We start from the raw sequence: 26,445 nt of genomic DNA on the forward strand, positions 1-26,445 counted from the left end.
ACCTTGTGCGCGCCGAACGCGGCTTCCATCGCCGCGCGGTCGCGGATGTCGGCCTCGACGAATTCGAAAGCCTTCCCCGTGATGCGAGTCACCCGTTCCTGCACGGAACGGTTGGCGTTGGACAGGTTGTCGACCACCACCACCTCGTGACCTGCGTTCTGCAGTTCAACCACGGTGTGCGAACCGATATAACCCATGCCGCCGGTAACCAGAATCTTCATCAATACACTTCTTTCTAAATAGTTTTGTAAATATTTGCAAGGCACGGAGAAATAGGCAGATTTCCTTGCCCTTTTCGAAGGATGCTTTCCTCCAGGCATCGTCAATAATTGTAACGTGAATGAGCCACTGCGCCCGCCGACCAATAGCGACCGACTGACGTAACACCTGCCTGCAAGAGCGGAGACCAACGATGAACGTGAAGAAATTTACAGCCCCGACTTCCCGTGAGGCCCTGCGCAAAGTGCGTGATGCCCTGGGACCGGACGCGGTCATCCTGTCGAACCGCCCGGTGGACGGCGTGGTCGAGATCCTGGCGCTGGACAACGACGACGTCGCCTCGCTGGCTTCGCCGGCGCCGGAGTCGGAAATGGCGGCCCCGCGCCCCCAGCTGAACCATCTGGACGATGCGCCGGCGGCACCAGCGGCCCGCACGCTGCATGCAGCGGGCCGTATCGACGGACCGGCACCGCGCCCCTACAGCGCGCCGTCATTCGAAGTCCCGGCCGAGCCGGCAGCAGCAGCGCCCCGCACGCCGATGGCCCGCCCGGCCATGCCGTCCTTCCACGACCTGGAAGAACCGGCCCCGCAAACCTACGCCAACCGCCGCGCCCCGCAGCCGGAAGCGCCAGCCTTCGACATGGCCGCGATGACGGCCATGATGTCGGCCGCGATCGCCCAGGCCAAGGAATCGGCAGCCAGCGCGGCTGCCAGCGCCGCCGCCGCCGAGATGCAGGGCATGATGAGCGAGCTGCGCGCGATGCGCGGCATGATGGAATCGCAGCTGTCCGAGCTGTCCTGGGGCAGCACCCAGCAGCGCGAGCCGCAGAAGGCCGCCGTGCTGCGCGAGATGCTGGGCGCCGGCTTTTCGGCCAGCCTCTCGCGCTATCTCGTAGACAAGCTCCCGGCCGGCAAGGATGCCGCCGAATCGCTCCGCTGGATCAAGACGGTCCTGGCGCGCAACATCACCACCATGGCCGATGAGGACGCGATCCTCGACCGCGGCGGCGTGTTCGCGCTGGTCGGCCCGACCGGCGTCGGCAAGACCACCACCACCGCCAAGCTGGCGGCGCGCTGCGTGATGCGCCACGGCCCGGAAAAGCTGGCCCTGATCACCACCGATGCCTACCGTATCGGCGGCCACGAGCAGCTGCGCATCTACGGCAAGATCCTCGGCGTGATGGTGCACTCGGTGAAGGATGAAGCCGACCTGCGGATCGCCTTGAAAGAGCTGCGCAACAAGCACACCGTGCTGATCGATACCATCGGCATGTCGCAGCGCGACCAGATGGTGACCGAACAGGTGGCCATGCTGACGGAGAGCGGCGCCAACGTGCAGCGCCTGCTGTGCCTGAACGCGACCTCGACCAACGAGACCCTGAACGAAGTGGTGCGCGCCTACCAGGGCAGCGGCCTGGCCGGCTGCATCATGACCAAGCTGGACGAAGCCGCTTCGATCGGCGGCGTACTGGACGTGATGATCCGCCAGAAGCTGAACCTGTATTACGTGTCGACCGGCCAGCGCGTGCCGGAAGACCTGCACCTGGCCGACCGCGCCATGCTGGTCGACCGCGCCTTCCGCAACAAGAAGGAGGCCGCGGCCCAGTTTTCCGATGCCGACCTGCCGCTGATGATGGCCGGCCTCGGCAACCTGAACAGCGACCGTTCGCTGCGCGAGGTGACCATTGGCTAGTTTCGACTTCGACCAGGCCGAAGGCCTGCGCCGGATGCTGGCCGGCCCCAAGCCGCGCATCGTGACCTTCCTTTCGGCGACCCCGCAGGACGACAAGGGCGCCATGCTGATCAACCTCGGCGCCTCGCTGGCGCAGAGCGGCAACGACGTGCTGATCGTCGACGCCTGCGAGCGCGACTACGGCGTGGCCCGGCGCCTGGGCGTGGACCGCGGTCCCGGCCTGCTGCAGGTGGCGCGCCAGGAGTGTGCGCTGAACCAGGTGATCCATCCGGCGCCGCAGGGCTTTTCGGTGGTGACGATGAATAGCGTCGTTCCCGCGGAGGCGGGAACCCAAGTTCCTGTGAGTGGCCGGGGACGCCAGCAAACTTGGCCCCCCGCCTACGCGGGGGCGACGGAGGATGCGCGCCGCCTGGCGAAAACCTTCGACGTGCTGGTCAAGCAGGCGGCCGGCAGCATCGTCATCGTCGACGGCGAATTCAGCGAGGAGGGCGGCTTTCCGGTGCCGATCATGGCCTCGTCGGAGATCGTGGTCCAGGTCTCGACCGGCGCGACATCCATCACGAATGCCTATGCCTTGATCAAGCGCCTGTCCCAGCATCTGGGCCGCCGTCCCTTCGGCATCCTTGTCACGGGCGCTACCGAAGCCGAGGCGAAGGTGGTATACGATAATATGTCATCTGCGGCAACACGTTACCTGGCGGTAACACTCAATTCGATGGGTTCCGTACCCGCCGACGAGTACCTGCACCGCGCCGCACGCCTCGGGCGGGCCGTGGTCGACGCTTTCCCGCTGGCGGGCGCTTCGGTGGCATTCCGCCGCCTCGCCGGCCGTTTTGCGACAGGCATGAGCCACGCTGCATAAGAGAATACGAATAAGCAAAAATGTACACGGTTAAAGGGAAAGCGGACAAGAATCACTTGCTGACGGAGCATATGCCGTTGGTGAAGCGTCTCGCCCACCAGATGAAGGCGAAGCTGCCGCCGTCCGTCGAAGTCGATGACCTGGTACAGGCAGGCATGATCGGCCTGCTCGATGCGATCGGCCGCTACGAAGAGAACCACGGCGCCCAGTTCGAGACCTATGCGGTGCTGCGGATCCGCGGCGCCATGCTCGACGAACTGCGCAGCAGCGACTGGATGCCGCGCTCGACCCGCCAGAACATGCGCAAGGTGGAGCAGGCGATGGCCGCGCTGCAGCAGCAGCTCGGCCGTCCGCCCAGCGAATCCGAAGTGGCGAAATCGCTCAAGCTGCCGCTGGCCGACTACCAGGAAATGCTGGGCGATTCCGGCGGCCACCAGCTGCTCTATTACGAAGACTTCCACAGCGGTGAAGGCGACGAGGGCAGCGACAGCTTCCTCGACCGCTATGCCGTCGACGAGGACGACCCGCTGCGCGCGCTGATGGAAACCGACTTCCGCCAGGCCGTGATCGACGCCATCGACGCCTTGCCGCCGCGCGAAAAACTGCTGATGGGCCTGTATTACGAGGAAGAGCTGAACCTCAAGGAGATCGGTGCGGTGATGGGCGTGTCGGAGTCGCGCGTCTCGCAGCTGCACAGCCAGGCCGTGGCCCGCCTGCGCGCCTACCTGCGGGAGCGCGCGTGGACATAGCCAGCCTGCTCGGGCTGCTGCTGGCGATCGCCGGCATCATCGTCGGCCACAACCTCGACGGCGGCAAGTTCTCCTCGCTGGTGCAGCCGGCCGCGTTCGCGATCGTGGTGGTCGGCACCTTCGGCGCCGTCCTGCTGCAGACCAGGAAATCCGCCTTCATCCGCGGCCTGCGCATGCTGCGCTGGGTGTTCGCGCCGCCGCCCGACCGCCGCCAGCACCTGGCGCGCGAAATCCACCTGTGGAGCCTGTCGGCGCGCCGCGACGGCCTGCTGTCGCTGGAACAGTATATGGTGAAGGCCGACCCCTTCATCCAGAAGGGCCTGCGCCTGGTGGTCGACGGCATCCATCCGGACAAGCTGCGCAGCCTGCTGGAAACCGAGATCAACAGCTACGAGATGCGCGAGCGCCAGGCCGCCCGCATCTGGGAAGCGGCGGCCGGGTATGCGCCGACGGTCGGCATCCTGGGCGCCGTGCTGGGCCTGATCCACGTGATGGAAAACCTGAGCGACCCCTCGCGCCTGGGCGCCGGCATCGCGGTCGCCTTCGTCTCCACGGTGTACGGCGTGGGCCTGGCCAACCTGCTGTTCCATCCGGTGGGAAATAAACTCAAAGGGATCGTCGCCGAGCGCGTGCTGCAGTACGAGATCCTGACCGACGTGTTCCACGACATCGCCACCGGCGACACCACCCGGGTGCTCGAGGAACGCATCGCCTGCCTGATGGCGCAGCACTGATCCGGGCCGGGCACATGGCGCGCCGCAAACCCTTCGTCGAAGACAGCGAGAACCACGAGCGCTGGCTGATCTCCTACGCCGATTTCATCACCCTGCTGTTCGCCTTCTTCGTCGTGATGTATGCGGTCTCGGTGGTCAACGTCGGCAAGTACAAGGTGCTGTCGGACGCCCTCGGCGACGCCTTCGGCGGACGCGGCGCTGCCGCGAAAATCAATACATCGGTCGAGACCGACCCCTTGCCGCTGCCGCTGGCGAACATCATCGCGCACAAGCGTGCGGAGGCGGCCAAGCGCGAGCGCGAGCGCCTCGACCTGCTGGCGCGTAAGCTCGACAGCGTGCTGGCGCCGCTGGTCAACAGCGGTAAGGTGCGCATCACCCGGAATGCCCGCGGCATCACCATCGAGATCAACGCCAGCGTGCTGTTCGACGAGGGCGACGCCGGCCTCGCCGGCAATGCCCGCGAGACCCTCGCCACCGTGGCCGGCCTGCTGAAGGACGACCCGCATGCGATCGAGGTCGAGGGCCACACCGACACCACCCCGATCGCCAACGCGGCCTTCCCCTCGAACTGGGAGCTGTCGGCGGTGCGCGCCACGACCGTGGTGCGGCTGTTCATCGAGAACGGCGTGCTTGAACGCCGCCTGGCCGCGATCGGGCGCGGCGCCAACCTGCCGATCGCTTCCAACGACGATCCCGTCGGGCGCGCGCGCAACCGGCGCGTGGCGGTCACCATCCTGGCGGGCACCGGCACGGAGTAATCCACCCTGCGCACGCTTGGCATTTCGGCCATGCCGGAGCACAATCGTTCAACCCGACAGGAGATGTCGATGCGCAGACGAACGATGCTGTGCGCCGCGCTGTGGCTCATGACGGCCACCGCCGCCCGCGCCGATGGAGGAGAACCGATGAATGTGCATGCGAGCCTGAGCGTCGACGCCAGGCATGACAAGGTGCTGGTGACGTTCAGGATCGAGAACCGCGGCGAGCGCAGGGTCGGCCTGCCGCGCGAGATCGCGGCGGATACCGAACTGGCGCGCCGCCTGTTCGACCTGCGCGAGCATCCCGGCGAGGCGCCGGTGCCGTACACGGGCCGCATGGTCAAGCGCGGCTCCTTGACCCTGGACGACTACGTCGAGCTGGCGCCGCACTCGGCCCACGCGCACACCATCGACATCACCCATGCCTACGCCTTCCGGCCCGGCACGCACACCTATGTGATCCGTTACGAGGGCAGCGCGCTGGCGGACGTGCGCCAGCTCGACTCCGCGGCCGATATCAAGACCGACGCGGTCATGTTCAGCCATACCCAGAAATAGGATGCCCAGGTAGCGCACCGGCAGGCCGTCGCGCGTGACCTCGAGCAGCGGGGCCTCGATGGCGCCGAACGGCGTCTGCCACTTCAGCAGGTATTGGGTGGCCGCGGTCGCGTTGGTGACGCTGACCTCGACCACCACGTTGTCGCTCTTCGCCAGGTTCTGGCGTCCCGGCGTAACCCGGATCGTGACGTCGGCGGCCGCCGCCGCGGCGCCGGACCCGGCCAGCAGGCCCGTTGCCAGCGCCGCCCCGATGATCGTTTTCCAGTCCATGTCTTCCTCCCGGTGCTTGTCCAAAAACCGGTTGTAGCAGGCCGGACGCCGGGGAATATTGCCGCGTCGCAAGAAACCACACTATGAGTGAGGCTTTAGCGCAACGGATTGATTGCTTGTCACAAATTTGGTTTCTTGGTGCAGTGCACGATTGTTAGAATGTAATGATGCTGGAAGAACATACGAGTTTCACGACAGAAATACCCACGTCCTGACCGCTCTTGCGCCGCCCGAACAACGCGCGTAAAGGCCCACGAGATGCGTCCCACAGCACCCCCGAACCACCGCGCTTGCGCCTGCCGCGGTGGCTGCCGCATTGGCGCGCCAGATCGGGGCGCAACCATCGGCGGGCGCATTCATCGAACATCGGTTTATGAGCGGATCAGACAATTCAGTGGCAGCAATCGCAAGCGAGATCGGACTGGACGAGCGCGAGCTCGCGGCGCGCAAGCGCTTCCTCGAACTGGACGGGGAAGACGAGGCCCTGCTGCGCGAAGTGCACGCCCTCACCGGCGCCGACGGCGCCTCCTTTTCCGAAGCCTTCTACAACCACCTGCTGGAGTTCGGCGAGCTGCGCGCGCTGCTGAAGGACGATGCCGTCATGGCGCGCCTGCGCGACACCCTGAGCGTGTATTTCCACCGCCTGACCGCCGGCGACTACGGCCCGGACTACGTGCACGACCGCCTGCGCGTCGGCGTGGTACACCAGAGCATCGGCCTCGAGCCGAAGTGGTATATCGGCGCCTACCGCAAATACCTGGCCGAGATGATTCCGCTGCTGTGGGAGCGCTTGAAAGGCGATCCGGCGCGCTTCGGCGCCGCCTACAAGGCGGTGTTGAAGGTGGTCGCCTTCGACATCGGCCTGGCCCTGGACACCTACGGCCACGCCGGCCAGCGCAGCGTCCTGCAGTACAAGAACTACCTGGAGCAGGTCATCGACGGCATGCCGGCCGGCCTGCTGGTGGTCGACGCCGGACTTCGCGTCCGCTCGATCAACGCCACCATGAGCGCCATGCTCGGCGTGCCCGAGGACGTGCTCAGCGCCCATCCCGAACTCGACGCCTTGATTCCGGCGCCGGAACTGGGCGAGCGGGTGACGGCCGCGCTGCGGACCAGCGCGCCGCAGGATGCTGTGGTGGTGCCGGTGTACGGCCACGCGGACGGCGTGCGCTGGTTCGAGTTCAACATCCGCCGCACCCGCCAGGCCGGCGACGAGCTGCTGCTCCTGATCGGCCAGGACGTCACCTTCCGCCGCCAGGCCAGGCTGCGCCTGCAGGAGAGCGAGGAGTTCTTTCGACTGACCTTCAGCCAGGCCGCGGTCGGCATCGCGCTGCTGTCGCGCGAAGGGCGCTTCCTGCGCGTGAATCGCAAGCTGTCGCGCATCGTCGGCTATACCGAGATCGAACTGCTGCAGCGCTTCTTCCACCAGATCACCCATCCGGACGAGCTGGATGAGGACAAATCCCTGGTGGCGCGCCTGGTGGCCGGTGAGGTCCGCGACTTCCAGCGCGAGACGCGCTACCTGTGCAAGGACGGGCGCGAGGTCTGGGTGGCGCTGAGCGCCTCGACCATGCGCGAAGCCGCCTCCGGCCACCTGCGCCTGATCGTCGCGGTCGAGGACATCTCGCGCCGCAAGCAGGCCGAGGAAGCGCTGCTGCGCATGGCCAGCCACGACGCCCTGACCGGACTGCCGAACCGATTATTGCTGCAGGACCGCCTGGCGCAGGCGATCGCCCAGGCCCAGCGCGCGCGGCGCCAGGTCGGCGTGATGTTCATCGACCTCGACCGCTTCAAGCACGTCAACGACAGCCTTGGCCACGAAGCCGGCGACCAGCTGATCGTCGAGATCGCGCGCCGCCTGTCCGGCGTGCTGCGCGAGAGCGACACCGTGGCGCGCCAGGGCGGCGACGAATTCGTGGTGGTGCTGGCGGACCTGGCCGGGCCGGACGATGCCGCGCTGGTGGCGTCCAAGTTGCTCGAGAGCCTGTTCCAGCCGCTGGCGCTGTGCGGCCAGGAGGTGTTCCCGTCGGGCAGCATCGGCATCGCCATGTACCCGGGCGACGGGCGCGACAGCGAAGCCCTGCTGAAGGCGGCCGACAGCGCGATGTATCGCGCCAAGGGCAGTGGCGGCAACCATTACGCCTTCTACGCGGCCGATCTCGCCGTCAAGGCCGAGCAGCACCTGCGCATCGAGAACGGCCTGCAGCGCGGCCTGCTGCGCGGCGAGTTCGTGCTGCACTACCAGCCCCAGGTCGATGCCGCCAGCGGACGCATCGTCGGCGTCGAGGCGCTGCTGCGCTGGCAGCCGGACGGCGGCCCGATGGTGGCGCCGGGCGACTTCATTCCGCTGGCCGAGGAAACCGGCCTGATCGTACCGATCGGCGAGTGGGTGCTCGAGGAGGCGCTGCGCCAGCAGGCGCGCTTCGCGGAACTGACCGGCGGCGCGCCGCCGCGCATGAGTGTGAACATGTCTGCGCGCCAGTTCCGCGAGCGCGACGTGGCGGCCAACGTCGAGCGCCTGCTGCGGGAAACCGGCTGCGAACCGTCCTGGCTGACGCTGGAGATCACGGAAAGCGTGCTGATGGAGAACCCGGCCGCGGCCGCCGACACCATGGCGCGCCTCTCCAGCATGGGCGTGCATCTGGCGGTCGACGACTTCGGCACCGGCTACTCGAGCCTGGCCAACCTGAAACGCTTCCCGATCCACTGCCTGAAGATCGACCGTTCCTTCGTGTCCGACATCGCCGGCAGCGATGCCACCGAAGGCGATGACGCCGCCATCGTCAAGGCGGTGATCGCGCTGGCGCAGTCGATGAAGCTGGAGGTGATCGCCGAAGGCGTGGAAAGCGCCGCCCAGCTGGACTTCCTGGGCGCGCACGGCTGCAGCCGGATGCAGGGCTTCTACTTCAGCCGGCCGGTGACGGCGGAGCGGGTGGAGGAGTTACTGAGGGAGCAGGGCGGCTGATCGTCGTGCCGGGCATTGCCCGCCCCGACGGTGATTTCGCGGGACGGCGGAATTAGCCGACCACGAACCGCCGCGAAGGCCCCGACCCCAGCGCCTGGCCGGCCGGGCCGTACACGGCGGCGCCGGCCGAAGCGGGGCGCAGTTCGTTCAGCATGTTCTGGGTGTGCGCCAGCTGCTTGTTGACCAGCATGCTGTTGACGCGATTGAGTTCCTTGGCTTCGCGCGTGAGTTCGAGCAGGCGGTTCCAGTCGGCGCGCACGTCGGCGTTGCCGCCCACCGCCAGCCAGGGCTCCATGCCGGTCTCGCCGGCGGGGAAGCCGGCGGTGCCGAGCGCCTTGTGGCGCAGTCGTGCCAGCTCGGCCGCTTTCTGTGCCAGCTGCAGCTTCTTCGGGGTAATGTTGGCGAGGCCATCGGCATCCGCATCGATCAGGAACTGCTGTTCCGATTTCATCAGCTCCACGATGGAGCCGATCAGTTGCTGTTCGTCGCGCAGCGTTGCGCCGGGGGATGCAATGGCCATGTCTTATCTATCGTTTGCGGGAGTGCAGCAGGTCGCGTACCGTTTCCAGCAGGCCATCCGCCACTTTCTCCGAATTTACCTGGAACTGGCCATCCGCGATGGCCGCCTTGATGCGCTCGACTTTCTTGGCGTCGAACACCTGATTCGTACCGCCGGCAGCCAGCGCCTGGCCCTGCGAGGACAGGCGCACGGTGTCGGATGCTGCGGGCGTGGTCGCGCTGGCAACGGCAGCCGCCGCGTTGTCGGCGCTTTTCGCGTTGGCGGGCGGCGTATTGTTCGCCTGAACGCCTGCGTTGTTCTTGAGGGTATCGTTGATTTTCACAGCATTATCCTTTGCAGTTCGGAACAGAAAGCCCGGGATCTGCATTCTGTAACGGCCTGGCTGCCGAAAACTTTAGGATACTCTCAAGCTCAAAACGCGACTTCCACCAGGCCGCCGGCCTTCGCCGTCCCGCTGACCACCGTGCCGGACGCCGTGCGCACCTGTACCACCTGGCCTTCGCCGGCGGTGCCGATCGCGCGGCCCTCGGACGACACCGAAAAACCGTTACCGGTCAAGACCAGGCGTACCGCCTGGTTCTGCTGCACCACCGGCTTGCTGCGCAGAGTGTCCAGGCGCAGCGGCGTGCCGGCCGCCAGCGAGACGGTCGGGGTGCGCCCGATCGCCTGCGCCATGTCGGTGATGATTCCGTTCGGCATCGCCGCGATGTCGCCTTTTACCAACATCAGCTGGCCTTGCTCGACCGGCTGGCCCTGGGCCAGCGGCACCGCCGCCGCCACGTAGTCCGCCTTCACGTTCACCTGGGCCTGTACATAGATGGTCCAGTTCGACGGCGCCGTGCAGCGCACCCCGACCGTGGTCTTGCCCCAGGCGCGCGCGCCCGGCTGCAGGAAGGCTTCGGGCGCCGGACAGCTGGCCAGCGCGGTGCGGGCGTCGACCGCGCCCACCTTCACCGAGACTTCGCCCGGCAGGCCGGCGGTCTGGGTCAGCAGGAACTGCTCGACCACGGCGCGCAGCGCGTTCACGTTCTGGACGCCGGTCGCGGCCGCGGCAAGGCCGGGCAGGGCGAGCAGAGGAGCGGCCAACAGGGAGACAAACAGGGTGCGGAGCATGGGAAAAAGGCTTGCGAGGAGATTCGATGCTGCCATCTTAGGCGTCCCGATCCGGTACTGAAACCTGGAATAGCCGCGGTTTGGGTCTCTTTATTGCCCGATTGGAAGACTCAACAGGCCCGTATGATCGATGCTGTCCAATAAGTGAAGGCCCGGAGGCGGCATGATCGGCAAACTCGACGATTACCTGCGTTTTAACGAAACGGCGCTGAGCCTGCGCTCGCAGCGCCAGGAACTGCTGGCGTCCAATATCGCGAACGCCGATACGCCCAATTACAAGGCGCGCGACATCGATTTTTCGAACGCGCTGCAGAGCGCGCTGTCACGCGGTGCCCAGCAGGGCGGGCTGGCCACCACCGCCCAGGGCCATATCGCCAACGGCCCGGTGGCGGCGGACGGCAAGGCGCTGACGGACGGCACGCCGGTGCTGTACCGCAACGTATCCCAGGGCGCGGTCGACGGCAACACGGTCGACATGGACACCGAGCGCACCCAGTTCGCCGACAACGGGCTGCGTTACGAAGCCGGCATCACCATGATCAACCACCAGATCCGCAACCTGCTCGCCGCCATCCAGGGAGGCCAGTAACCATGTCGCTATTTAACGTATTCAATGTCGCCGGTTCGGCGATGAGCGCCCAGTCGCAGCGCCTGAACACCACCGCCAGCAACCTGGCGAATGCCGACAGCGCCACCAGCGCCACCGGCGAAGCCTACCGCGCCAAGCAGGTCGTGTTCGAGGCCGTGCCGGTGGCGTCCGGCTCCACCGGCGTCAAGGTGCGCGAAGTGGTGGACGATCCGTCGCCGATGAAGCAGGTGTACGACCCGAAGAATCCGCTGGCCGACGGCAAAGGCTATGTGACGATGCCGAACGTGAACGTGGTCGACGAGATGGTCAACATGCTGTCGGCATCGCGCTCCTACCAGACCAACGTCGAAACCATGAACGCGGCCAAGACCATGCTGCTCAAGACCCTGACGATCGGTCAGTAACACTGAAAGCCCCTATCCATGACCACCGTGAATACCAATACCGGATCGACCACCACCATCAACGACCTGATGGCGACCATGAACGGCAAGCCCGCGGCCACCAGCGGCGACAGCGTGCAGGCCGATACCGACAAGTTCATGACCCTGCTGGTCACCCAGCTGAAGAACCAGGATCCGCTGAACCCGCTCGACAACGCCCAGGTCACCAGCCAGCTGGCGCAGTTGCAGACCGTGACCGGCGTGAACAAGCTGAACGAGACCCTGAACTCGCTGAAATCCAGCTACCAGAGTTCGGAAGCGATGCAGGCGACCAGCCTGATCGGCCACGGCGTGCTGGTCGACGGCAGCAACGTGACCCTGTCGAGCAGCAAGGGCATCCTCGGCGTGGAACTGGGCACCGACGCCGACAGCGTGAAGGTCGACATCATGGACAAGAACGGCAAGATCGTGCAGTCCATGGACCTGGGCAAGCAGAAGGCCGGCGTGATTCCGCTGGCGTGGGACGGCGTCCCCGATGCCACCAAGCTCGACAGCAACGGCAAGCCGATCACCTTGGCCGACGGCAATTACACCTTCCAGGTCACCGCGACCAAGGGCGCGGACAAGCTGAGCGACGCCAAGACGCTCTCCTTCGACAGCGTGGCTTCGGTCACCACCAACAGCACCGACGGCGTCAAGCTGAACCTGCCCGGCAAGGGTGGAGTTGCGCTGGCCGACATCAAGCAAGTCTTGTAAATTCTAGGAGCAGAACATGTCTTTCCAACAGGGCCTGAGCGGCTTGAACGGCGCCGCGAAATCGCTGGACGTCATCGGTAACAACATCGCCAACGCCAGCACGGTCGGCTTCAAGGGCTCGACCACGCAGTTCGCCGACGTCTACGCGCGTTCGCTGAACGGCGCGGGCGGCAACCAGGCCGGTATCGGCGTGGCCGTGGCCGGCATCGCCCAGCAGTTCACCCAGGGCAATATCGAGACCTCGAGCAATCCGCTCGACATCGCGATCAACGGCTCCGGCTTCTTCCGCACCGAGACCTCGGGCCTGGTCCAGTACACCCGCAACGGCCAGTTCTCGCTCGACAAGGGCGGCTACCTGGTGACCCCGCAGGGCGCCAACCTGACCGGCTACGGCGTCGGCCCCAGCGGCCAGATCCTGGCGGGCTCGCCGACGCCCCTGCAGATCAGCACCGCCGACCTGAAGCCGGTGCCGACGTCGAAGGTCGACACCTCGCTGAACCTGGATTCGCGCGCCACCCCGCCGACCAACTTCCCGTTCAATGCCGACGACCCGACCACCTACAACAAGCAGACCCCGGTCGATGTCTACGACACGCTGGGCAACGCGCATGTGATGTCGCTGTACTACGTGAAGACCGGCGCCGGTACCTGGGACGTGTACGCCGGCAGCGACGGCACCGAACTGACCAACGTGAACGTGGCCGCGGCCGGGCAGCAGAACGCCGGCGTGCAGGCCGCGCGCAACACCTGGCTGACCGCCACCAAGGCGGTGCCGCCGGATGCCAACGCGATCTCGGCCGCACTGAGCGACTATGCGAGCAAGGCATCAAGCGCCGTCGTGAGCGCCGCCACCGCCGCCGGCGCCAGCCCCGCGACCATCGCCGCGATCCAGAGCGCGGCCACCAGCGCCGGCAACACCGCCGGCTACAGCCCGGACCAGATCGACAAGGACATCGCCAAGGCCGTTTCCGTGCCGTCGGTGCCGGTCGGCCACCTGAACTTCGACTCGAACGGCGCCCTGTCGGCGCAACTGATGTCGCCGCAGACGCTGCCGCTGACCGTTAACCTGCCGGTGTACCCGCCGACCGGCGCCAATGCCAGCCTGCCGATCAAGCTGAACTTTGCCGGCACCACCCAGTACGGCGCCGACACCAGCGAGAAAAAGACCACCCAGGACGGCTACACCGCCGGTCACCTGCAGCGCTTCTCGGCCGGCCAGGACGGCACCATCCTCGGCCAGTACAGCAACGGCCAGACCAAGCCGCTGGGCCAGATCGTGCTCGCCAACTTCACCAACCCGGGCGGCCTGGAACCGCTGGGCAACAACGCCTTCGCCGAAACCTCGGCCTCGGGCTCCCCGCTGGTCGGCACCCCCGACACCGGCAGCCTGGGCGTGCTGCAATCCTCGGCCACCGAAGCCTCGAACGTCGACCTGACCGCCGAGCTGGTCAACATGATCACCGCGCAACGCGTCTACCAGGCCAACGCCCAGACCATCAAGACCCAGGACTCGGTGCTGCAGACGCTGGTGAACATGCGCTAATAAAATTCGGGGTCAGAGCACATTTCGCTGGAAATTCGGGGTCAGAGCACTTTTTCCAGCAATGTGCCGCCGGCAAAAAAAGCGCGCGTCCGATGGGCGTTGCACTGGAGAGCCAGGGCCTGCATATGCTCGTTAGCTATTTCCTCAAAAAGTGCTCTGACCCCGAATTTCGACAATAAAGTGCTCTGACCCCGAATTGAAGGGACTGGAAAAACATGGATCGGTTGATTTATACGGCAGCCAGTGGCGCCAAGCACATCCTGGAACAGCAGGCGACGACGTCGAATAACCTGGCGAACCTCAGCACCACGGGTTTCCGGGCGCAGTTCGATACGTTTCGTGCCGTGCCGGTCCAGGGCGAGGGCTTGCCGACGCGGGCTTTTGTGGTCGACAACACCACTGGCGCCGATTTTTCTTCCGGTCCGCTGCAGGTGACCGGGCGCGATCTCGACGTCGCGGTCAAGGGCAAGGGCTGGATCGCGGTGCAGAATGCGGACGGCACCGAGTCGTACACGCGCAACGGTTCGCTGCAGATCAGCCCCAACGGCATCCTGCAGACCTCGAACGGCATGACCATTGCCGGCGAGGGCGGTCCGATCACGATTCCGCCGGATGTGACGGTGGCGGTGGGCAGCGACGGCACCATCTCGACCATGTCGACCACCACCACGCCGGCCGCGCCGACGGTGCTCGGCCGCCTCAAGCTGGTGAATCCGAACGAGGCCGACCTGGTGCGCGGCGACGACGGCATGTTCCGCCTCAAGGACGGCAGCAGCGCCCAGGCCGATCCCGCCGTGGCCGTGGCCGGCGGCGCCCTCGAGGGCAGCAATGTGTCGGCGGTGGACTCGATGGTGAACATGATTTCGCTGGCGCGTTCCTTCGAAACCCAAATGAGCCTGCTGAAGAACGCCGAGAATAACGCGACGAAAGCCACCCAGATCCTCGCTTTGACTTGATTGCTGCTGGGACATAATTTCATGGTGGGCGATGGGGTTCCGTCGCCGTATGGAGAACACCATGATCCGTTCCTTATTCATCGCAAAAACCGGTCTCGAAGCCCAGCAGACCAATCTCGACGTCATCACCAACAACCTCGCCAACGTCAGCACCAACGGCTTCAAGAAGTCGCGTGCGGTGTTCGAGGACCTGCTGTACCAGAACGTGCGCCAGCCCGGCGCGCAGAGTTCGCAACAGACCCAGCTGCCGTCCGGCCTGCAGATCGGTACCGGTGTGCGCACCGTCGCCACCGAGCGCATCCACACCCAGGGCAATCCCCAGCAGACCGGCAACGACAAGGACGTGATGGTCAACGGCGCCGGCTACTTCCAGGTGCTGCTGCCCGACGGCACCCAGGCCTATACCCGTGACGGCTCCTTCCAGACCGATTCCAACGGCCAGCTGGTGACCTCCAGCGGCTACGTGCTGCAGCCGCCGATCACGGTCCCGAACAATGCGCTGTCCCTGACCGTGGGCCGCGACGGCACCGTTTCCGTGACCACCCCGGGCCAGACCGCGCCGACCCAGATCGGTTCGATCCAGCTGAACACCTTCGTGAACCCGGCCGGCCTCGAATCGCGCGGCGAGAACCTGTACGTGGAAACCGGCGCCTCCGGCACCGCCAACGCCAACACTCCGGGCACCAACGGCGCCGGCGCGCTGATGCAGGGCTATGTCGAAACCTCGAACGTCAACGTGGTCGAGGAGATGGTCAACATGATCACGACCCAGCGCGCCTACGAGATCAACTCGAAGGCGATCACCACTTCCGACCAGATGCTGCAGAAGCTGGCTCAGTTATGAAACACGTTCTTAGTATCGCTGCGGCGCTGCTGGCCTTGGCCGGCTGCGCCAGCACCCCGACCTCGATCGTCAAGGGCCCGACCTCGGTGCGCCCGATGATCGCCGACGCCGGGCTGCCTTCCGAAGGTGCGATCTACAACAGCAGCAGCTTCCGCCCGATGTTCGAGGACCGCCGCGCGCGCCACATCGGCGACATCCTCACCGTCAGCATCGTCGAAAAGACCTCGGCCAACAAGAGCGGCGCCGCCACCGGCAACAAGTCGGGCAGCGCCAGCTTCGGCGTGCCGGGTCCGCTTGCCGGCAAGCTGGGCGCGAACATCTCCGCCAGCACCGCCAACAAGTATGCCGACGGCGACACCCAGAGCGCGTCGAACGCCTTCACCGGCACCATCGGCGTGACGGTCTCGGAAGTGCTCTCCAACGGCAACCTGATCGTGGTCGGCGAAAAGCAGGTCGCGATGAACAAGGGGATCGAATTCATCCGCTTCTCGGGCATGGTCAATCCGGACACCATCCAGCCCGGCAACATCGTGTCGTCGACCCTGGTGGCCGATGCCCGCGTCGAGTACCGCACCAACAGCACGATCGACCGCGCCGAGCTGACCTCGATGATGTCGCGCTTCTTCCAGTCGATGCTGCCATTTTAAATTTTTGGGGTCAGAGCCCGAATTACTCGGGTGGGCTCTGACCCCAACTGACTAATATTTGGGGGCAGAGCCCGAATTACTCGGGTGGGCTCTGACCCCAACTGACTAATATTTGGGGTCAGAGCCCGATTCACTCGGGTGGGCTCCGACCCCAACTGACTAGACGATGACTATGAATTTCAAGCTGCTTATCCTGGCCACCGCCCTGATCGGCCCGATCCTGTCGACCCCGGCCCAGGCCGAGCGCCTGAAGGACATCGCCAGCTTCGGCGGCGTGCGCCAGAACCAGCTGTCCGGCTACGGCATCGTGGTCGGCCTCGACGGCACCGGCGACCAGACCACCCAGACGCCGTTCACCGTGCAGTCGATCATGGCGATGCTGCAGCAGAAGGGCATCAGCCTGCCGGCCGGCACCCAGCTGCAGTTGAAGAACGTGGCGGCCGTGATGGTCACCACCTCGCTGCCGGCCTTCGCCCAGCCCGGCCAGACCATCGACGTGACCGTGTCCTCGATGGGCAATGCGAAGAGCCTGCGCGGCGGCACGCTGCTCATGACGCCGCTGCAGGGTGCCGATGGCCAGGTGTATGCCATGGCCCAGGGCAACGTCCTGGTCGGCGGCGCGGGAGCCTCGGGCGGCGGCGCCTCGACCCAGGTGAACCAGCTGGCGGTGGGCCGCATCTCGGCCGGCGCCACCGTCGAACGCGCGGTGGCATCGAACCTCGGTGCCGATAACCAGGTCAAGCTGGAACTGAACACCACCGACTTCTCCACCGCCAGCCGGGTGGTCGAGGCGATCAACGACAAGTTCGGCCCCGGCATCGCCACCGCCCTGGATGGCCGCGTGATCCGCGTGCGCGTGCCGTCGTCGAGCGACCAGCGCGTGTCCTTCCTCGGCATCCTCGAGAACATGGACGTCAGGCCGTCGGAAGCCGCGGCCAAGGTGATCCTGAATGCACGCACCGGCTCGGTCGTGATGAACCGCGCGGTGACCCTGGACACCTGCGCGATCTCCCACGGCAACCTGACGGTGACGATCGGCGCCGATACCCAGGTCAGCCAGCCGCAGCCCGGTTCGCGCGGCGCCACTGTGGTGACCCAGACCCCGTCGGCCTCGGTCAAGAAGGACGCTGGTCGCGTCATCATGCTGAACAACGGCGCCTCGCTGGCCGAAGTCGTGAAGGCGATGAACGCGATCGGCGCGACCCCGCAAGACCTGCTCTCGATCCTGCAGTCGCTGAAGGCCGCCGGCTCGCTGCGCGCGGAACTCGAGATCATCTAAACAGGAAGGCAAACCATGCTCGGCTCGACCTCTGACCTGTCTGGAAAATTCGCGCTCGATACCAACAGCCTCGGCGACCTGAAACAGTCCGCCAAGGCCGGTTCGCCCGAAGCCTTGAAAGGCGCGGCGACGCAGTTCGAATCCATGTTCGTCAACATGATGATGAAGAGCATGCGCGACGCCACGCCGCAGGACGGTCCGATGGACAGCCAGGAGACCCGCACCTTCACCACCATGCTCGACCAGCAGATGAGCCAGAAGCTGGCCAAGCGCGGCATCGGCCTGGCCGACGTGCTGGTGCGCCAGCTGTCGGTGCAGCAGCAGGGCCAGGCGCTGGCCAAGCAGATGCAGTCGGGCGCGCTGGCGATCGGCGCCGACGCCGGCACCGCGCAGGGCAGCGCCGGCACCGCGCGCCTGATGCGCGACGCCGACACCATGTCGACCGACGGCGCCGCTTCCACTTCCGCCTCCGGCATCACCGGCTCTGCGCGCAGCACCAGCGACGCCGGCAAGCCGGCCCACGTGCGCGCCTTCCAGGACAAGCTGGCCGACGCCGCCGAGGAAGCCGAGCAGGTCACCGGCGTGCCGGCCAAGTTCATGCTGGGCCAGGCCGCGCTGGAAACCGGCTGGGGCAAGCGCGTGATCCGCAACCAGGACGGCAGCTCCAGCAACAACCTGTTCGGCATCAAGGCCGGCCCGGGCTGGAAAGGCAAGGTCGCCACCGCCGTCACCACCGAGTATGTGAACGGCCAGCCGCACACGCGCGTCGAGAAATTCCGCTCTTACGCCTCGCATGCGGACGCCTTCAAGGATTACGCGAAGATGCTCAGCAATAACCCGCGCTACGAGAAGGTGCTGGCCCATGGCGGCGACGCCGCCACCTTCGCGCACGGCCTGCAGCGCGCCGGCTACGCCACCGATCCGCAGTACGCGGCCAAGCTGTCGCGGATCATCAAGCACTCGCTTGCTTAAAGTTTTAGCGGGTCTTGCCGAAAACAACAGAGTACACAGGAAGAAGAGCACATGTCCCTCCTCAGCATCGGCAAGTCCGGTCTGTACGCCGCCCAGGCGGCGTTGACGACGACCGGCCACAACATCACCAACGCCAACGTGGCAGGCTACAGCCGCCAGGTGGTGGTGCAGGAAACGTCGATTTCGATGGGGGGCAGCAATGGCTTTTACGGCACCGGCACCCAGATCGCCCAGGTCAAGCGCTATTCGGACGAGTTCCTGAACGCCCAGGTGCGTACCGCGCAGGCGGCCAACAGCGGACTCGAAGCCTACCAGGCGCAGGTGACCCAGATCGACAACCTGCTGTCCGATTCCACGGCCGGCCTGTCGCCGGCGCTGCAGGATTTCTTTTCGTCGGTCCAGAACCTGACCGGCGACCATGCCGGCGTGCCCTCGCGCGGCGCGCTGCTGAGTTCCGCCGACACGCTGGCGGCCCGCTTCCAGAGCATGAACCAGCGCCTGGAAGAGATCCGCAAGGGCGTCAATACCCAGGTCACCTCGAGCGTCAACCTCATCAACAGCTATGCCAGCCAGATCGCCAAGCTGAACGACCAGATCGGCAAGCTCGCGGCGGGCGACAACCTGAACCTGCCGAACGACCTGCTGGACCAGCGCGACCAGCTGGTCATGGAGCTGAACAAGCAGGTCAAGGCGACCGTCATTCCGGGCGATAACAACAGCCTGACGGTATCGATCGGTAACGGCCAGCCGCTGGTGGTCGGCTCGAGCGCCTTCCAGCTGGCGGCGGTCGGCTCCGCCACCGACCAGACCCGGATGACGGTCGCCTACGTCACCAATTCCAAGGTGTCGCCGATTCCGGAGAGCGCCCTGGCCGGTGGCGAACTGGGCGGCGTGCTGGAGTTCCGCAGCCAGTCGCTGGACCTGGCGCAGAATTCGCTGGGCCGCATCGCCCTGAGCCTGGCCCAGACCTTCAACGACCAGCACCACCTGGGCGTGGACGCCAACGGCAATCCGGGCGGCGACTTCTTCACGGTGTCGCCGGCCGAAGTCACCAAGAACGTCAACAACAACCAGACCAGCACTACCAAGGTCAGCGCCACGGTCGTCGACGCCACCCAGCTCACCACCAGCGACTACAAGGTCCAGTACGACGGCAGCAAGTACATGGTCTACCGCCTGTCGGACAACACGGCCACCGAGATCAAGGGCGACCCGCAGGTCATCGACGGCCTGTCGTTCTCGATCAGCGGCAGCGCCGCCGCCGGCGACAACTTCCTGGTGCGCCCGACCATCAACGGCGCCGCCAACTTCAAGCTGGCGCTGACCGACCAGTCCCAGGTCGCGGCCGGCTCCCCGATCTCGACCAGCATTCCGCTGACGAACAACGGCACCGCCAAGATCAGCGCCGGCACCGTCACCAAGGATTACCTCGCATCGCCGCTCACCGGTCCGATGAACCTCACTTACTCGGGCGGTAACCTGAGCGGCCTGCCCGCGGGCCAGAAGGTGACGATGATGGTCGGCGGCACCCAGACCGAGATCGCCGCCGGCGACCCGGTCCCGTTCAAGGACGGCGCCACCTATACCGTGGCCGGCATCAGCTTTACGTTGACGGGGCTGCCGAAGGACGGCGACACCTTCACCATCCAGCGCAATACCGGTCCGGGCGACACCCGCAACGCCAGCCTGCTGGGCGACCTGCAGTCGAAGACCATCCTCGACGGCGGCACCGCGACCTACCAGTCGTCCTATGCCCACATCGTCAGCGCGATCGGCAACAAGACCCGCGAGGTCCAAGTCAACGCCGAAGCCGCCGCGACCCAGCTCGAACAGGCGCAGGGCGCGGCCAACAACGTCTCGGGCGTGAACCTCGACGAAGAAGCGGCGAACCTGCTGAAGTACCAGCAGGCCTACCAGGCTTGCGGCAAGGTGATGCAGGTGGCCGATACCATCTTCAACGCGCTGTTGCAGATCGGTCATTAAATAAATAAGCGGAGCAAACCATGGCTTTACGGATCAGTACGAGCGCCATCTTCGCGGCGGGAACGACCAAGCTCAATACGCTGCAGGCCCAGATGGCCAAGACGCAGCAGCAGCTGTCCAGCAACCGCCGCGTCCTGACCGCGGCGGACGACCCGATCGCCTCGGCGCGCGCGCTCGAGGTGACGCAGTCGCAGTCGATGAACAGCCAGTACGGCACCAACCGCACCAATGCCAAGACCTCACTGTCGCTGGTCGAGAACGCGCTCGACGACGCCACCAACCTGCTGGAAGACGTGCAGACGCTGACGGTCCAGGCCGGCAACGGCACGCTGAGCGATACCGAACGCGGCATGCTGGCGACCGAGCTGGAAGCGCGCATGACCGACCTGCTGGGCGTGGCCAACAAGGCCGACGGCACCGGCGCCTACCTGTTCTCGGGCTACCAGACCACCACCATGCCTTTCGTGCAGACCTCGACCGGCGCCACCTACCAGGGCGACCAGGGCCAGCGCGTGCTGAAGGTGGGGGCGATCCGCAACATGGCCATCAGCGAGACCGGCAGCAACGTGTTCGAGAACATCCCGACCGGGAACGGCACCTTCCAGGTGAGCCCGGGCAGCGCCAACCAGGGCAGCGCCGTGGCCAGCACATACTCCGTGACGGACAGCTCGCAGCTGACCGGGCATAACTACAGCCTGAAATTCCAGGTGACGGGCTCGCCGGCGGTGACGACCTACACCGTGACCGACGCAAGCTCCAACGCCGCCGTGTCGAGCGGCACCTATACGGCCGGCCAGCCGATCACCTTCGGCGGCATGTCGATGAAGATCGACGGTGCGCCGGCCGACGGCGATTCGATGAACGTGCAGCCGAGTTCCAGGCAGTCCCTGTTCACCACCCTGACCAACCTGATCGGGGCGCTGCGCACGCCGACCGACACCCCGGCCGGCAAGGCGCTGATGAGCAATGGCGTGACGATGGCGGGCGCCAACCTGGGACAGGCGCTGGACAACATCCTCTCGGTCCGCGCCTCGGTCGGTTCGCGCCTGAAGGAACTCGACTATCTCGACAGCAGCGGCCAGGACCTGGACATCCAGTACCAGACCACGCTGAGCGGCCTGCAGGACCTCGACATGGCCAAGGCGATCTCGCTGTTCACCCAGCAGCAGCAGACGCTGCAGGCGGCGCAGATGTCCTTCAAGACGATGTCGGGCCTGTCGCTGTTCAACTACATCAGCTGAGCGGAGCCGGCTGGCATATACTTGAGCGATGACCATCGAACCGATCACCATCCGCGCAAGATTCAACCCGCTCATCAAGCCCTTCCTGGTGATGCAGATCGGCGTCACGATGATGCTGACCATCGTCGGCATTCCGCTGGCGATCGCCTGGTTCCTGGGCGTCGGCCGTTGGTGGGCCCAGCATTATTTCGACAAGCTCGAATGCCAGCTGGGCGAGCGCAGCCTGCGCTACCGGAAGGGCATCCTGGTCACCACCGAAAAGACCATCCCGCTGGAGAACATCCAGGACGTGACCTTCATCGAAGGACCGATCCTGCGCCACTTCAACCTCAGCACCCTGAAATTCGAAACCGCCGGACACAGCGCCGGCCAGGCCTCGGACATGCGCCTGACCGGCATCATCGACGCCCAGGCCTTCCGCGCCAGGATCCTGCAGGCGCGCGAAGCCTTGCGCCATGCGCCGCAGCAGAAAAGCGAGGGCGACGAACAGCTGGTCGTGCTGCGCTCGATCGAGGCTAAGCTGGGCGAGATTGCAGAGCTGCTGCGCGCCAGGCAGTAACGCGCTTTCACCGACTCTCTCCGGATGCTTACTACCCGACCGACCAGCCGATGTGCTTCCTTCTCGTCCAGAGACGCGACGTCGGCGCCATCCAGCGCTGCCGTGAGGCGCCATTGGCCGCTGACTGCCTGCTCGTAGCGCTTTCCTGAAGCGGCCTGAGCCGGTAAGGCAGCCAGGGCGGGGGTGGCTTCCAATGGTGGCGGCTCGACCATCGGTGGTTGGGATCTGGCTGCGAATAAGGTCGCCTGACCGAATCATGAAAGGCCGCGGCATAGCGCTGTCCGGCCGGCGTCCTGTTTCAGGACGCCGGCACGATCGCCGGCGGCGGCGCGGCCGGCCGCGGCTGCCCCGGCCTTTCCGCGCCGATGCGCGGGATCCGGCGGCTCGCCTCGATGCCCTGGTTGAACAGGTTCTGCAGCGGCGTGTTCAGGTAGGGAAGGGTCAGGCTCAGCACCAGCAGGCCGGTGCCCAGCGTGACCGGGAAGCCGATGCCGAACAGGTTCAGCTGCGGCGCGGCGCGGGTCAGGATCGCCAGCGCGACGTTGGTGATCAGGAGGGCCGCCACGATCGGCAGCGTGAGCTGCAGGCCCGCCGAAAAGATGCGGCCGCCCCAGCGCGCCATCTCGAGCGGCGCGGCGAGCGACATCGGGGTGCCCGAAATCGGCAGCGTGAAGAAGCTTTCGACCAGCACCTCCACCAGCACCAGATGGGCGTTCATGGCCAGGAAGGCCATGGTCGCGACCAGCGCCATGAACTGGCTGACCGCCGAGGAGCGTCCGGCCGAGTTGGGGTCGAAGAAGCTGGCGAAGGAAAATCCCATCGTGGAGCTGGCGAGTTCGCCGCCGAATTCGATGGCGGCGAACACGAGCCGCATCGAAAAGCCCATCGCCATGCCGATCAGCATTTCCTGGCCGGCGATCAGGATGCCGGCCCAGGAGGTCGGGTCGACGGCGGGGATGGCGGGAATGGTCGGCGCCACGATCGCCGCCAGCAGCACGCCCAGGGTCAGCTTGACCAGGGAGGGCACGCCGGTATTGCCGAAGACCGGCGCGGCCGCCACCAGGCCGAGAATGCGCGTCAGGGGCCACAGCAGGCCCCCGATCCACGCGTACAGCTCGGTGGTCGTAAACGAGATCAACCGATCATGCCCGGAATGCCCGTGAACACGGTGCGCATATAGTCCGTCATCACGGTCAGCATCCACGGGCCGGCCAGCACCAGGGCGACGAACACGCCGACCAGCTTGGGGATGAAGGACAGGGTCTGTTCGTTGATCTGGGTCGCGGCCTGGAAGATGCTGACCACCAGGCCGATGATCAGGGACACCAGCAGCAGCGGCGCCGACACCATCAGGGTGACTTCCATGGCCGTGCGGCCCATCGCGATGACGCTTTCCGGAGTCATTCTCTGCAATCCTTAATTGAAGCTCTGGGACAGGGAACCCAGCAGCAGCTGCCAGCCGTCGACCAGCACGAACAGCATCAGCTTGAACGGCAGCGAGATCACCGCCGGCGACATCATCATCATACCCATCGACATCAGCACCGAGGCGACCACCATGTCGATGATGAGGAAGGGGATGAAGATCGCGAAGCCGATCTGGAAAGCCGTCTTCAGCTCGCTCGTGATGAAGGCCGGGATCAGGACCCGCAGCGGCACGTCTTCCGGGCCCTGCAGCGCCGGCGTGCGCGAGATCTTCACGAACAGCGCCAGGTCCGACTGGCGGGTCTGCTTCAGCATGAAGCCCTTCAGCGGCGCAGCGCCTTTGTCCATCGCCTCGCCCATCTGGATCCGGTTCTCCTGCAGCGGCACATAAGCCTCGGTGTAGATGCGATCGAAAGTGGGACCCATCACGAACAGGGTCAGGAACAGGGCCAGGCCGACCATCACCTGGTTGGGCGGCGCGGTCTGGGTGCCGAGTGCCTGGCGCAGCAGCGACAGCACGATGATGATGCGGGTAAAACTCGTCATCATCAGCAGCGCCGCCGGGATGAAGGTCAGCGCCGTCATCAGGAGCAGGGTCTGGACCGGCAGCGAGTAGGCGGTGCCGCCGCCCGGCGCGGGGCTGGTGGTGAAGGCGGGGATGGCGGGCGCCGCGATGGCGGCCGTGGCTGCGGCGAGCGACAGGGCCATCAGGCCGGCCGCCAGCAGGAAAGTCTGTTTGCGCATTTACTTACGTTTGTCGATGGTCTGCTTCAGCCAGTCGGCGAAGTTGTTCGCTGGCTGCGAATGTGGGGCCAGCGTAGCACCGCTTCCACTCATCTCGGCGCCCTCCTGTTTCGGCATCGTCGCCAGGGCGTTGATGCGGCCGGGCGAGGCGCCCACCACGATCCACTGGCTGCCGACTTCGACCACCAGCACGCGCTCGCGCCCGCCGAGGTTGAGGGCGCCGACCACGCGCAGGTTGGCGCTGCCGGCGCCCGCTTTCGGGCCGTAGCGCTTCAGGAACCAGGCGAGGGCGCCGAGCACGGCCAGCACCGCGATCAGGGCGAACAGGGTCTGCAGCAGGCTGCCGGTGGCCGAGCCGGAAGGGATCTGGACCGGGGCGACCGCGGGCGCGCTGCGGTTGGCGGCGCCGCCGCCGACGGTGGTCTCGGGTGCGTTGGGGCTGGACGGGTTCAGGACCGGCGCGTTGGCTGCCGGTGCCGGGACGGCCGGCGGCACGACCGTGCTGGCCGCCTGCGCATCCTGGCCGGGACTGGCTGTCTGAACGAGCGGTGCCTGGGCGGACGGCGCCGGCTGGGCCGCGCAGGCGACCAGCGGCAGCAGTAAGGCGAGGAGGGTCGGCAGGCGCGCGCTTGTCGTCATTTATTCAGTTTGCGGATACGTTCCGATGGCGTGATGATGTCGGTGAGTCGGATACCGAACTTGTCGTTCACGACCACCACCTCGCCCTGGGCGATCAGGCAGCCGTTTACGAGCACGTCCATCGGCTCGCCGGCCAGGCCGTCCAGTTCCACCACCGAACCCTGCGCGAGCTGCAGCAGGTTCTTGATGGCGATCTTGGTGCGTCCCAGCTCCACCGTCAACTGTACCGGGATATCGAGAATGAAGTCGATATCGTTCGGCGTATCCGGGCGCAGGCCCTTGTTCGAAAAATCCTGGAACACGGCGGCGCTCGCCGCCTGCTGCTGGCTGGCGATCGCAGCGGCTTCCGCGGCCGCCTGTTCGGCGATCGCGGCGCCCCAATCGTCGTCGAGGCTGCTTTGGTCGTCTTGGGTGTCGGACATGGACATTCTCCGGGTCTATTACGTACTACGTGTTATTTGTTGAAGGTTTCGCTGTTGGCGATCAGTCTTTCGACTTTCAGGGCGTACTGCCCGTTCGATACGCCATAGGTGCAGTCCATCACCGGCACGCCGTCGACGGTCGCCTGGATGGTTTCGGGCACCGAGATCGGGATCACGTCGCCGACCTTCATGTTCAGGATTTCGTCGAAGTTCGCCTTGCCGTGGCCGAGCACGGCCACCAGGTCCACTTCCGCCACCTGGATCTGCTGCGTCAGCAGGCGGATCCAGCGCTTGTCCACTTCGAGGGCCTCGCCCTGGATGCTGGACGTCAGCGCATCGCGGATCGGTTCGACCATCGAATACGGCATGCAGAAGTGGATCTGGCCCGACACCGAACCGAGCTCGATGGTGAAGGTGCACGATACCACGACTTCGTTCGGGGTGGCGATGTTCGCGAACTGCGTGTTCATCTCCGAACGGATGTACTCGAATTCGATCGGGTAGACCGGTTCCCAGGACTTCGCATAGGCCTCGAACACGATGTCGAGGATGCGCATGATGATGCGCTGCTCGGTCTGGGTAAAGTCGCGGCCTTCCACACGGGTGTGGAAACGGCCGTCGCCGCCGAACAGGTTGTCGACCAGCAGGAACACCAGGCCCGGATCGAAGACCATCAGCGCGGTGCCGCGCAGTGGCTTCATGTGGATCAGGTTCAGGTTGGTCGGCACCACCAGGTTGCGGATGAATTCGCTGTACTTCGAGACCCGCACCGAGCCGACGGACACTTCGGCGCTGCGGCGCAAAAAGTTGAACAGGCCGACCCGCAGATACCTGGCGAAGCGCTCGTTGATGATCTCGAGCGTCGGCATGCGGCCGCGGACGATCCGCTCCTGCGTTGCCAGGTTATAGGTGCGGACTCCCGAGGTGTCTTCAGGCGCCGCGACATCGTCCTGATCGCCGTTGACCCCCTTTAGGAGGGCATCGACTTCTTCCTGTGAGAGAAAATTATCGGCCATGCTCTA

General features: G+C 65.7%; 29 protein-coding genes. 19 read left to right on the top strand and 10 right to left on the bottom strand.

What is annotated here, in order from left to right; translation table 11 throughout:
- Positions 1-221 (bottom strand): SDR family NAD(P)-dependent oxidoreductase (locus AC1DOP_RS18130; protein ID WP_442122331.1); only part of this gene is annotated, 221 nt, incomplete at its 3' end.
- Between the two features lie 191 nt (positions 222-412).
- On the opposite strand from AC1DOP_RS18130, the gene flhF reads away from it, so the two are divergent.
- The 7 genes from flhF (at position 413) to AC1DOP_RS18165 (ending at position 8,808) form a co-directional block, all read left to right on the top strand.
- Entirely contained in the window at positions 413-1,912 is a 1,500-nt protein-coding gene (flhF, locus tag AC1DOP_RS18135) for a flagellar biosynthesis protein FlhF (protein WP_477252594.1), read from the top strand.
- Complete coding sequence (locus tag AC1DOP_RS18140; RefSeq protein WP_442122481.1) at positions 1,905-2,774, top strand: MinD/ParA family ATP-binding protein; 870 nt, start codon at positions 1,905-1,907, stop codon at positions 2,772-2,774. Before flhF ends, AC1DOP_RS18140 begins: the two co-directional genes overlap by 8 nt.
- A 20-nt stretch (positions 2,775-2,794) precedes the next feature.
- On the top strand, positions 2,795-3,523 hold the full coding sequence (locus AC1DOP_RS18145) for an RNA polymerase sigma factor FliA (protein WP_442122333.1): 729 nt from the start codon (positions 2,795-2,797) through the stop codon (positions 3,521-3,523).
- The gene (locus AC1DOP_RS18150; RefSeq protein ID WP_477252597.1) at positions 3,514-4,257 is read left to right on the top strand and encodes a flagellar motor protein; all 744 of its coding nucleotides are present in this window, start codon (positions 3,514-3,516) and stop codon (positions 4,255-4,257) included. The genes AC1DOP_RS18145 and AC1DOP_RS18150 overlap by 10 nt, the downstream gene beginning before the upstream one ends.
- 14 nt (positions 4,258-4,271) lie before the next feature.
- Positions 4,272-5,015 (top strand): flagellar motor protein MotD, encoded by a 744-nt coding sequence (gene motD / locus AC1DOP_RS18155; RefSeq protein WP_477252599.1) that lies wholly within the window; start codon positions 4,272-4,274, stop codon positions 5,013-5,015.
- Positions 5,016-5,084: 69 nt separating this feature from the next.
- Entirely contained in the window at positions 5,085-5,573 is a 489-nt protein-coding gene (locus tag AC1DOP_RS18160) for a hypothetical protein (protein ID WP_477252601.1), read from the top strand.
- Between the two features lie 664 nt (positions 5,574-6,237).
- Positions 6,238-8,808, top strand: a complete 2,571-nt coding sequence (locus tag AC1DOP_RS18165; protein WP_477252604.1) for an EAL domain-containing protein — start codon at positions 6,238-6,240, stop codon at positions 8,806-8,808.
- Positions 8,809-8,860: 52 nt separating this feature from the next.
- Here AC1DOP_RS18165 and AC1DOP_RS18170 read toward each other — a convergent pair whose 3' ends face one another.
- The 3 genes from AC1DOP_RS18170 to flgA form a co-directional block, all read right to left on the bottom strand.
- Positions 8,861-9,328 carry a flagella synthesis protein FlgN gene (locus AC1DOP_RS18170; RefSeq protein WP_442122338.1) on the bottom strand — a complete coding sequence of 156 codons (468 nt, stop codon included), beginning with the start codon at positions 9,326-9,328 and terminating at the stop codon, positions 8,861-8,863.
- A 7-nt stretch (positions 9,329-9,335) separates the two neighbouring features.
- The gene (gene flgM, locus AC1DOP_RS18175) at positions 9,336-9,650 is read right to left on the bottom strand and encodes a flagellar biosynthesis anti-sigma factor FlgM (RefSeq protein WP_442122339.1); all 315 of its coding nucleotides are present in this window, start codon (positions 9,648-9,650) and stop codon (positions 9,336-9,338) included.
- Between the two features lie 89 nt (positions 9,651-9,739).
- The gene (gene flgA, locus AC1DOP_RS18180; RefSeq protein ID WP_442122340.1) at positions 9,740-10,441 is read right to left on the bottom strand and encodes a flagellar basal body P-ring formation chaperone FlgA; all 702 of its coding nucleotides are present in this window, start codon (positions 10,439-10,441) and stop codon (positions 9,740-9,742) included.
- Positions 10,442-10,604: 163 nt separating this feature from the next.
- On the opposite strand from flgA, the gene flgB reads away from it, so the two are divergent.
- From flgB to AC1DOP_RS18240, 12 genes are all read left to right on the top strand, one after another.
- Positions 10,605-11,030: a flagellar basal body rod protein FlgB gene (flgB, locus tag AC1DOP_RS18185; protein WP_442122341.1), complete on the top strand. Its 426-nt coding sequence runs from the start codon at positions 10,605-10,607 to the stop codon at positions 11,028-11,030.
- Between the two features lie 2 nt (positions 11,031-11,032).
- Positions 11,033-11,434: a flagellar basal body rod protein FlgC gene (gene flgC, locus AC1DOP_RS18190; RefSeq protein WP_442122342.1), complete on the top strand. Its 402-nt coding sequence runs from the start codon at positions 11,033-11,035 to the stop codon at positions 11,432-11,434.
- Between the two features lie 18 nt (positions 11,435-11,452).
- The gene (locus tag AC1DOP_RS18195) at positions 11,453-12,169 is read left to right on the top strand and encodes a flagellar hook assembly protein FlgD (protein ID WP_442122343.1); all 717 of its coding nucleotides are present in this window, start codon (positions 11,453-11,455) and stop codon (positions 12,167-12,169) included.
- Positions 12,170-12,185: 16 nt separating this feature from the next.
- Positions 12,186-13,712 (top strand): flagellar hook protein FlgE, encoded by a 1,527-nt coding sequence (locus AC1DOP_RS18200; protein WP_442122344.1) that lies wholly within the window; start codon positions 12,186-12,188, stop codon positions 13,710-13,712.
- A gap of 215 nt (positions 13,713-13,927) precedes the next feature.
- Complete coding sequence (gene flgF / locus AC1DOP_RS18205) at positions 13,928-14,668, top strand: flagellar basal-body rod protein FlgF (RefSeq protein ID WP_442122345.1); 741 nt, start codon at positions 13,928-13,930, stop codon at positions 14,666-14,668.
- Positions 14,669-14,729: 61 nt separating this feature from the next.
- Entirely contained in the window at positions 14,730-15,512 is a 783-nt protein-coding gene (gene flgG / locus AC1DOP_RS18210) for a flagellar basal-body rod protein FlgG (RefSeq protein WP_442122346.1), read from the top strand.
- Complete coding sequence (locus AC1DOP_RS18215; protein WP_442122347.1) at positions 15,509-16,159, top strand: flagellar basal body L-ring protein FlgH; 651 nt, start codon at positions 15,509-15,511, stop codon at positions 16,157-16,159. Before flgG ends, AC1DOP_RS18215 begins: the two co-directional genes overlap by 4 nt.
- Before the next feature lie 172 nt (positions 16,160-16,331).
- Positions 16,332-17,438 (top strand): flagellar basal body P-ring protein FlgI, encoded by a 1,107-nt coding sequence (locus AC1DOP_RS18220; protein ID WP_442122348.1) that lies wholly within the window; start codon positions 16,332-16,334, stop codon positions 17,436-17,438.
- A gap of 15 nt (positions 17,439-17,453) precedes the next feature.
- The gene (flgJ, locus tag AC1DOP_RS18225; RefSeq protein WP_477252610.1) at positions 17,454-18,410 is read left to right on the top strand and encodes a flagellar assembly peptidoglycan hydrolase FlgJ; all 957 of its coding nucleotides are present in this window, start codon (positions 17,454-17,456) and stop codon (positions 18,408-18,410) included.
- A gap of 51 nt (positions 18,411-18,461) precedes the next feature.
- Positions 18,462-20,393 (top strand): flagellar hook-associated protein FlgK, encoded by a 1,932-nt coding sequence (gene flgK, locus AC1DOP_RS18230; RefSeq protein WP_477252612.1) that lies wholly within the window; start codon positions 18,462-18,464, stop codon positions 20,391-20,393.
- A gap of 20 nt (positions 20,394-20,413) precedes the next feature.
- Positions 20,414-21,634, top strand: a complete 1,221-nt coding sequence (gene flgL, locus AC1DOP_RS18235) for a flagellar hook-associated protein FlgL (protein WP_477252614.1) — start codon at positions 20,414-20,416, stop codon at positions 21,632-21,634.
- 28 nt (positions 21,635-21,662) lie between these two features.
- Complete coding sequence (locus AC1DOP_RS18240) at positions 21,663-22,193, top strand: PH domain-containing protein (RefSeq protein ID WP_442122352.1); 531 nt, start codon at positions 21,663-21,665, stop codon at positions 22,191-22,193.
- A 298-nt stretch (positions 22,194-22,491) separates the two neighbouring features.
- Here AC1DOP_RS18240 and fliR read toward each other — a convergent pair whose 3' ends face one another.
- Genes fliR through fliM form a run of 6 tightly spaced genes read right to left on the bottom strand, consistent with a single transcriptional unit; the run spans position 22,492 to position 26,439 of the window.
- On the bottom strand, positions 22,492-23,331 hold the full coding sequence (fliR, locus tag AC1DOP_RS18245) for a flagellar biosynthetic protein FliR (RefSeq protein WP_442122353.1): 840 nt from the start codon (positions 23,329-23,331) through the stop codon (positions 22,492-22,494).
- A complete protein-coding gene (gene fliQ / locus AC1DOP_RS18250) occupies positions 23,328-23,597 on the bottom strand; it encodes a flagellar biosynthesis protein FliQ (protein ID WP_442122354.1) in 270 nt (89 codons plus the stop codon). Before fliQ ends, fliR begins: the two co-directional genes overlap by 4 nt.
- 12 nt (positions 23,598-23,609) lie before the next feature.
- Positions 23,610-24,362, bottom strand: coding sequence for a flagellar type III secretion system pore protein FliP (gene fliP / locus AC1DOP_RS18255; RefSeq protein ID WP_442122355.1), 753 nt, complete (start codon positions 24,360-24,362; stop codon positions 23,610-23,612).
- Positions 24,363-25,001, bottom strand: a complete 639-nt coding sequence (gene fliO / locus AC1DOP_RS18260; protein WP_442122356.1) for a flagellar biosynthetic protein FliO — start codon at positions 24,999-25,001, stop codon at positions 24,363-24,365.
- Entirely contained in the window at positions 24,998-25,423 is a 426-nt protein-coding gene (gene fliN / locus AC1DOP_RS18265) for a flagellar motor switch protein FliN (protein ID WP_442122357.1), read from the bottom strand. Before fliN ends, fliO begins: the two co-directional genes overlap by 4 nt.
- 32 nt (positions 25,424-25,455) lie before the next feature.
- Complete coding sequence (fliM, locus tag AC1DOP_RS18270; protein WP_442122358.1) at positions 25,456-26,439, bottom strand: flagellar motor switch protein FliM; 984 nt, start codon at positions 26,437-26,439, stop codon at positions 25,456-25,458.
- Positions 26,440-26,445: the final 6 nt, after the last annotated feature.

The sequence above is a fragment of the Massilia sp. 01N410 genome, from assembly GCF_056399665.1.

Excerpts from the sequence above, each read along its gene's own strand:
- flgC (WP_442122342.1), top strand. The coding sequence starts at position 11,033 with ATGTCGCTATTTAACGTATTCAATGTCGCCGGTTCGGCGATGAGCGCC.
- AC1DOP_RS18240 (WP_442122352.1), top strand. The coding sequence starts at position 21,663 with ATGACCATCGAACCGATCACCATCCGCGCAAGATTCAACCCGCTCATC.
- AC1DOP_RS18215 (WP_442122347.1), top strand. The coding sequence starts at position 15,509 with ATGAAACACGTTCTTAGTATCGCTGCGGCGCTGCTGGCCTTGGCCGGC.
- AC1DOP_RS18220 (WP_442122348.1), top strand. The coding sequence starts at position 16,332 with ATGAATTTCAAGCTGCTTATCCTGGCCACCGCCCTGATCGGCCCGATC.
- fliN (WP_442122357.1), bottom strand. The coding sequence starts at position 25,423 with ATGTCCGACACCCAAGACGACCAAAGCAGCCTCGACGACGATTGGGGC.
- flgA (WP_442122340.1), bottom strand. The coding sequence starts at position 10,441 with ATGCTCCGCACCCTGTTTGTCTCCCTGTTGGCCGCTCCTCTGCTCGCC.
- AC1DOP_RS18195 (WP_442122343.1), top strand. The coding sequence starts at position 11,453 with ATGACCACCGTGAATACCAATACCGGATCGACCACCACCATCAACGAC.
- flhF (WP_477252594.1), top strand. The coding sequence starts at position 413 with ATGAACGTGAAGAAATTTACAGCCCCGACTTCCCGTGAGGCCCTGCGC.
- AC1DOP_RS18145 (WP_442122333.1), top strand. The coding sequence starts at position 2,795 with ATGTACACGGTTAAAGGGAAAGCGGACAAGAATCACTTGCTGACGGAG.
- fliO (WP_442122356.1), bottom strand. The coding sequence starts at position 25,001 with ATGACGACAAGCGCGCGCCTGCCGACCCTCCTCGCCTTACTGCTGCCG.
- AC1DOP_RS18160 (WP_477252601.1), top strand. The coding sequence starts at position 5,085 with ATGCGCAGACGAACGATGCTGTGCGCCGCGCTGTGGCTCATGACGGCC.
- fliP (WP_442122355.1), bottom strand. The coding sequence starts at position 24,362 with ATGCGCAAACAGACTTTCCTGCTGGCGGCCGGCCTGATGGCCCTGTCG.
- flgL (WP_477252614.1), top strand. The coding sequence starts at position 20,414 with ATGGCTTTACGGATCAGTACGAGCGCCATCTTCGCGGCGGGAACGACC.
- AC1DOP_RS18200 (WP_442122344.1), top strand. The coding sequence starts at position 12,186 with ATGTCTTTCCAACAGGGCCTGAGCGGCTTGAACGGCGCCGCGAAATCG.
- fliM (WP_442122358.1), bottom strand. The coding sequence starts at position 26,439 with ATGGCCGATAATTTTCTCTCACAGGAAGAAGTCGATGCCCTCCTAAAG.
- flgK (WP_477252612.1), top strand. The coding sequence starts at position 18,462 with ATGTCCCTCCTCAGCATCGGCAAGTCCGGTCTGTACGCCGCCCAGGCG.
- fliQ (WP_442122354.1), bottom strand. The coding sequence starts at position 23,597 with ATGACTCCGGAAAGCGTCATCGCGATGGGCCGCACGGCCATGGAAGTC.
- motD (WP_477252599.1), top strand. The coding sequence starts at position 4,272 with ATGGCGCGCCGCAAACCCTTCGTCGAAGACAGCGAGAACCACGAGCGC.
- flgG (WP_442122346.1), top strand. The coding sequence starts at position 14,730 with ATGATCCGTTCCTTATTCATCGCAAAAACCGGTCTCGAAGCCCAGCAG.
- flgB (WP_442122341.1), top strand. The coding sequence starts at position 10,605 with ATGATCGGCAAACTCGACGATTACCTGCGTTTTAACGAAACGGCGCTG.
- flgJ (WP_477252610.1), top strand. The coding sequence starts at position 17,454 with ATGCTCGGCTCGACCTCTGACCTGTCTGGAAAATTCGCGCTCGATACC.
- flgF (WP_442122345.1), top strand. The coding sequence starts at position 13,928 with ATGGATCGGTTGATTTATACGGCAGCCAGTGGCGCCAAGCACATCCTG.
- AC1DOP_RS18170 (WP_442122338.1), bottom strand. The coding sequence starts at position 9,328 with ATGGCCATTGCATCCCCCGGCGCAACGCTGCGCGACGAACAGCAACTG.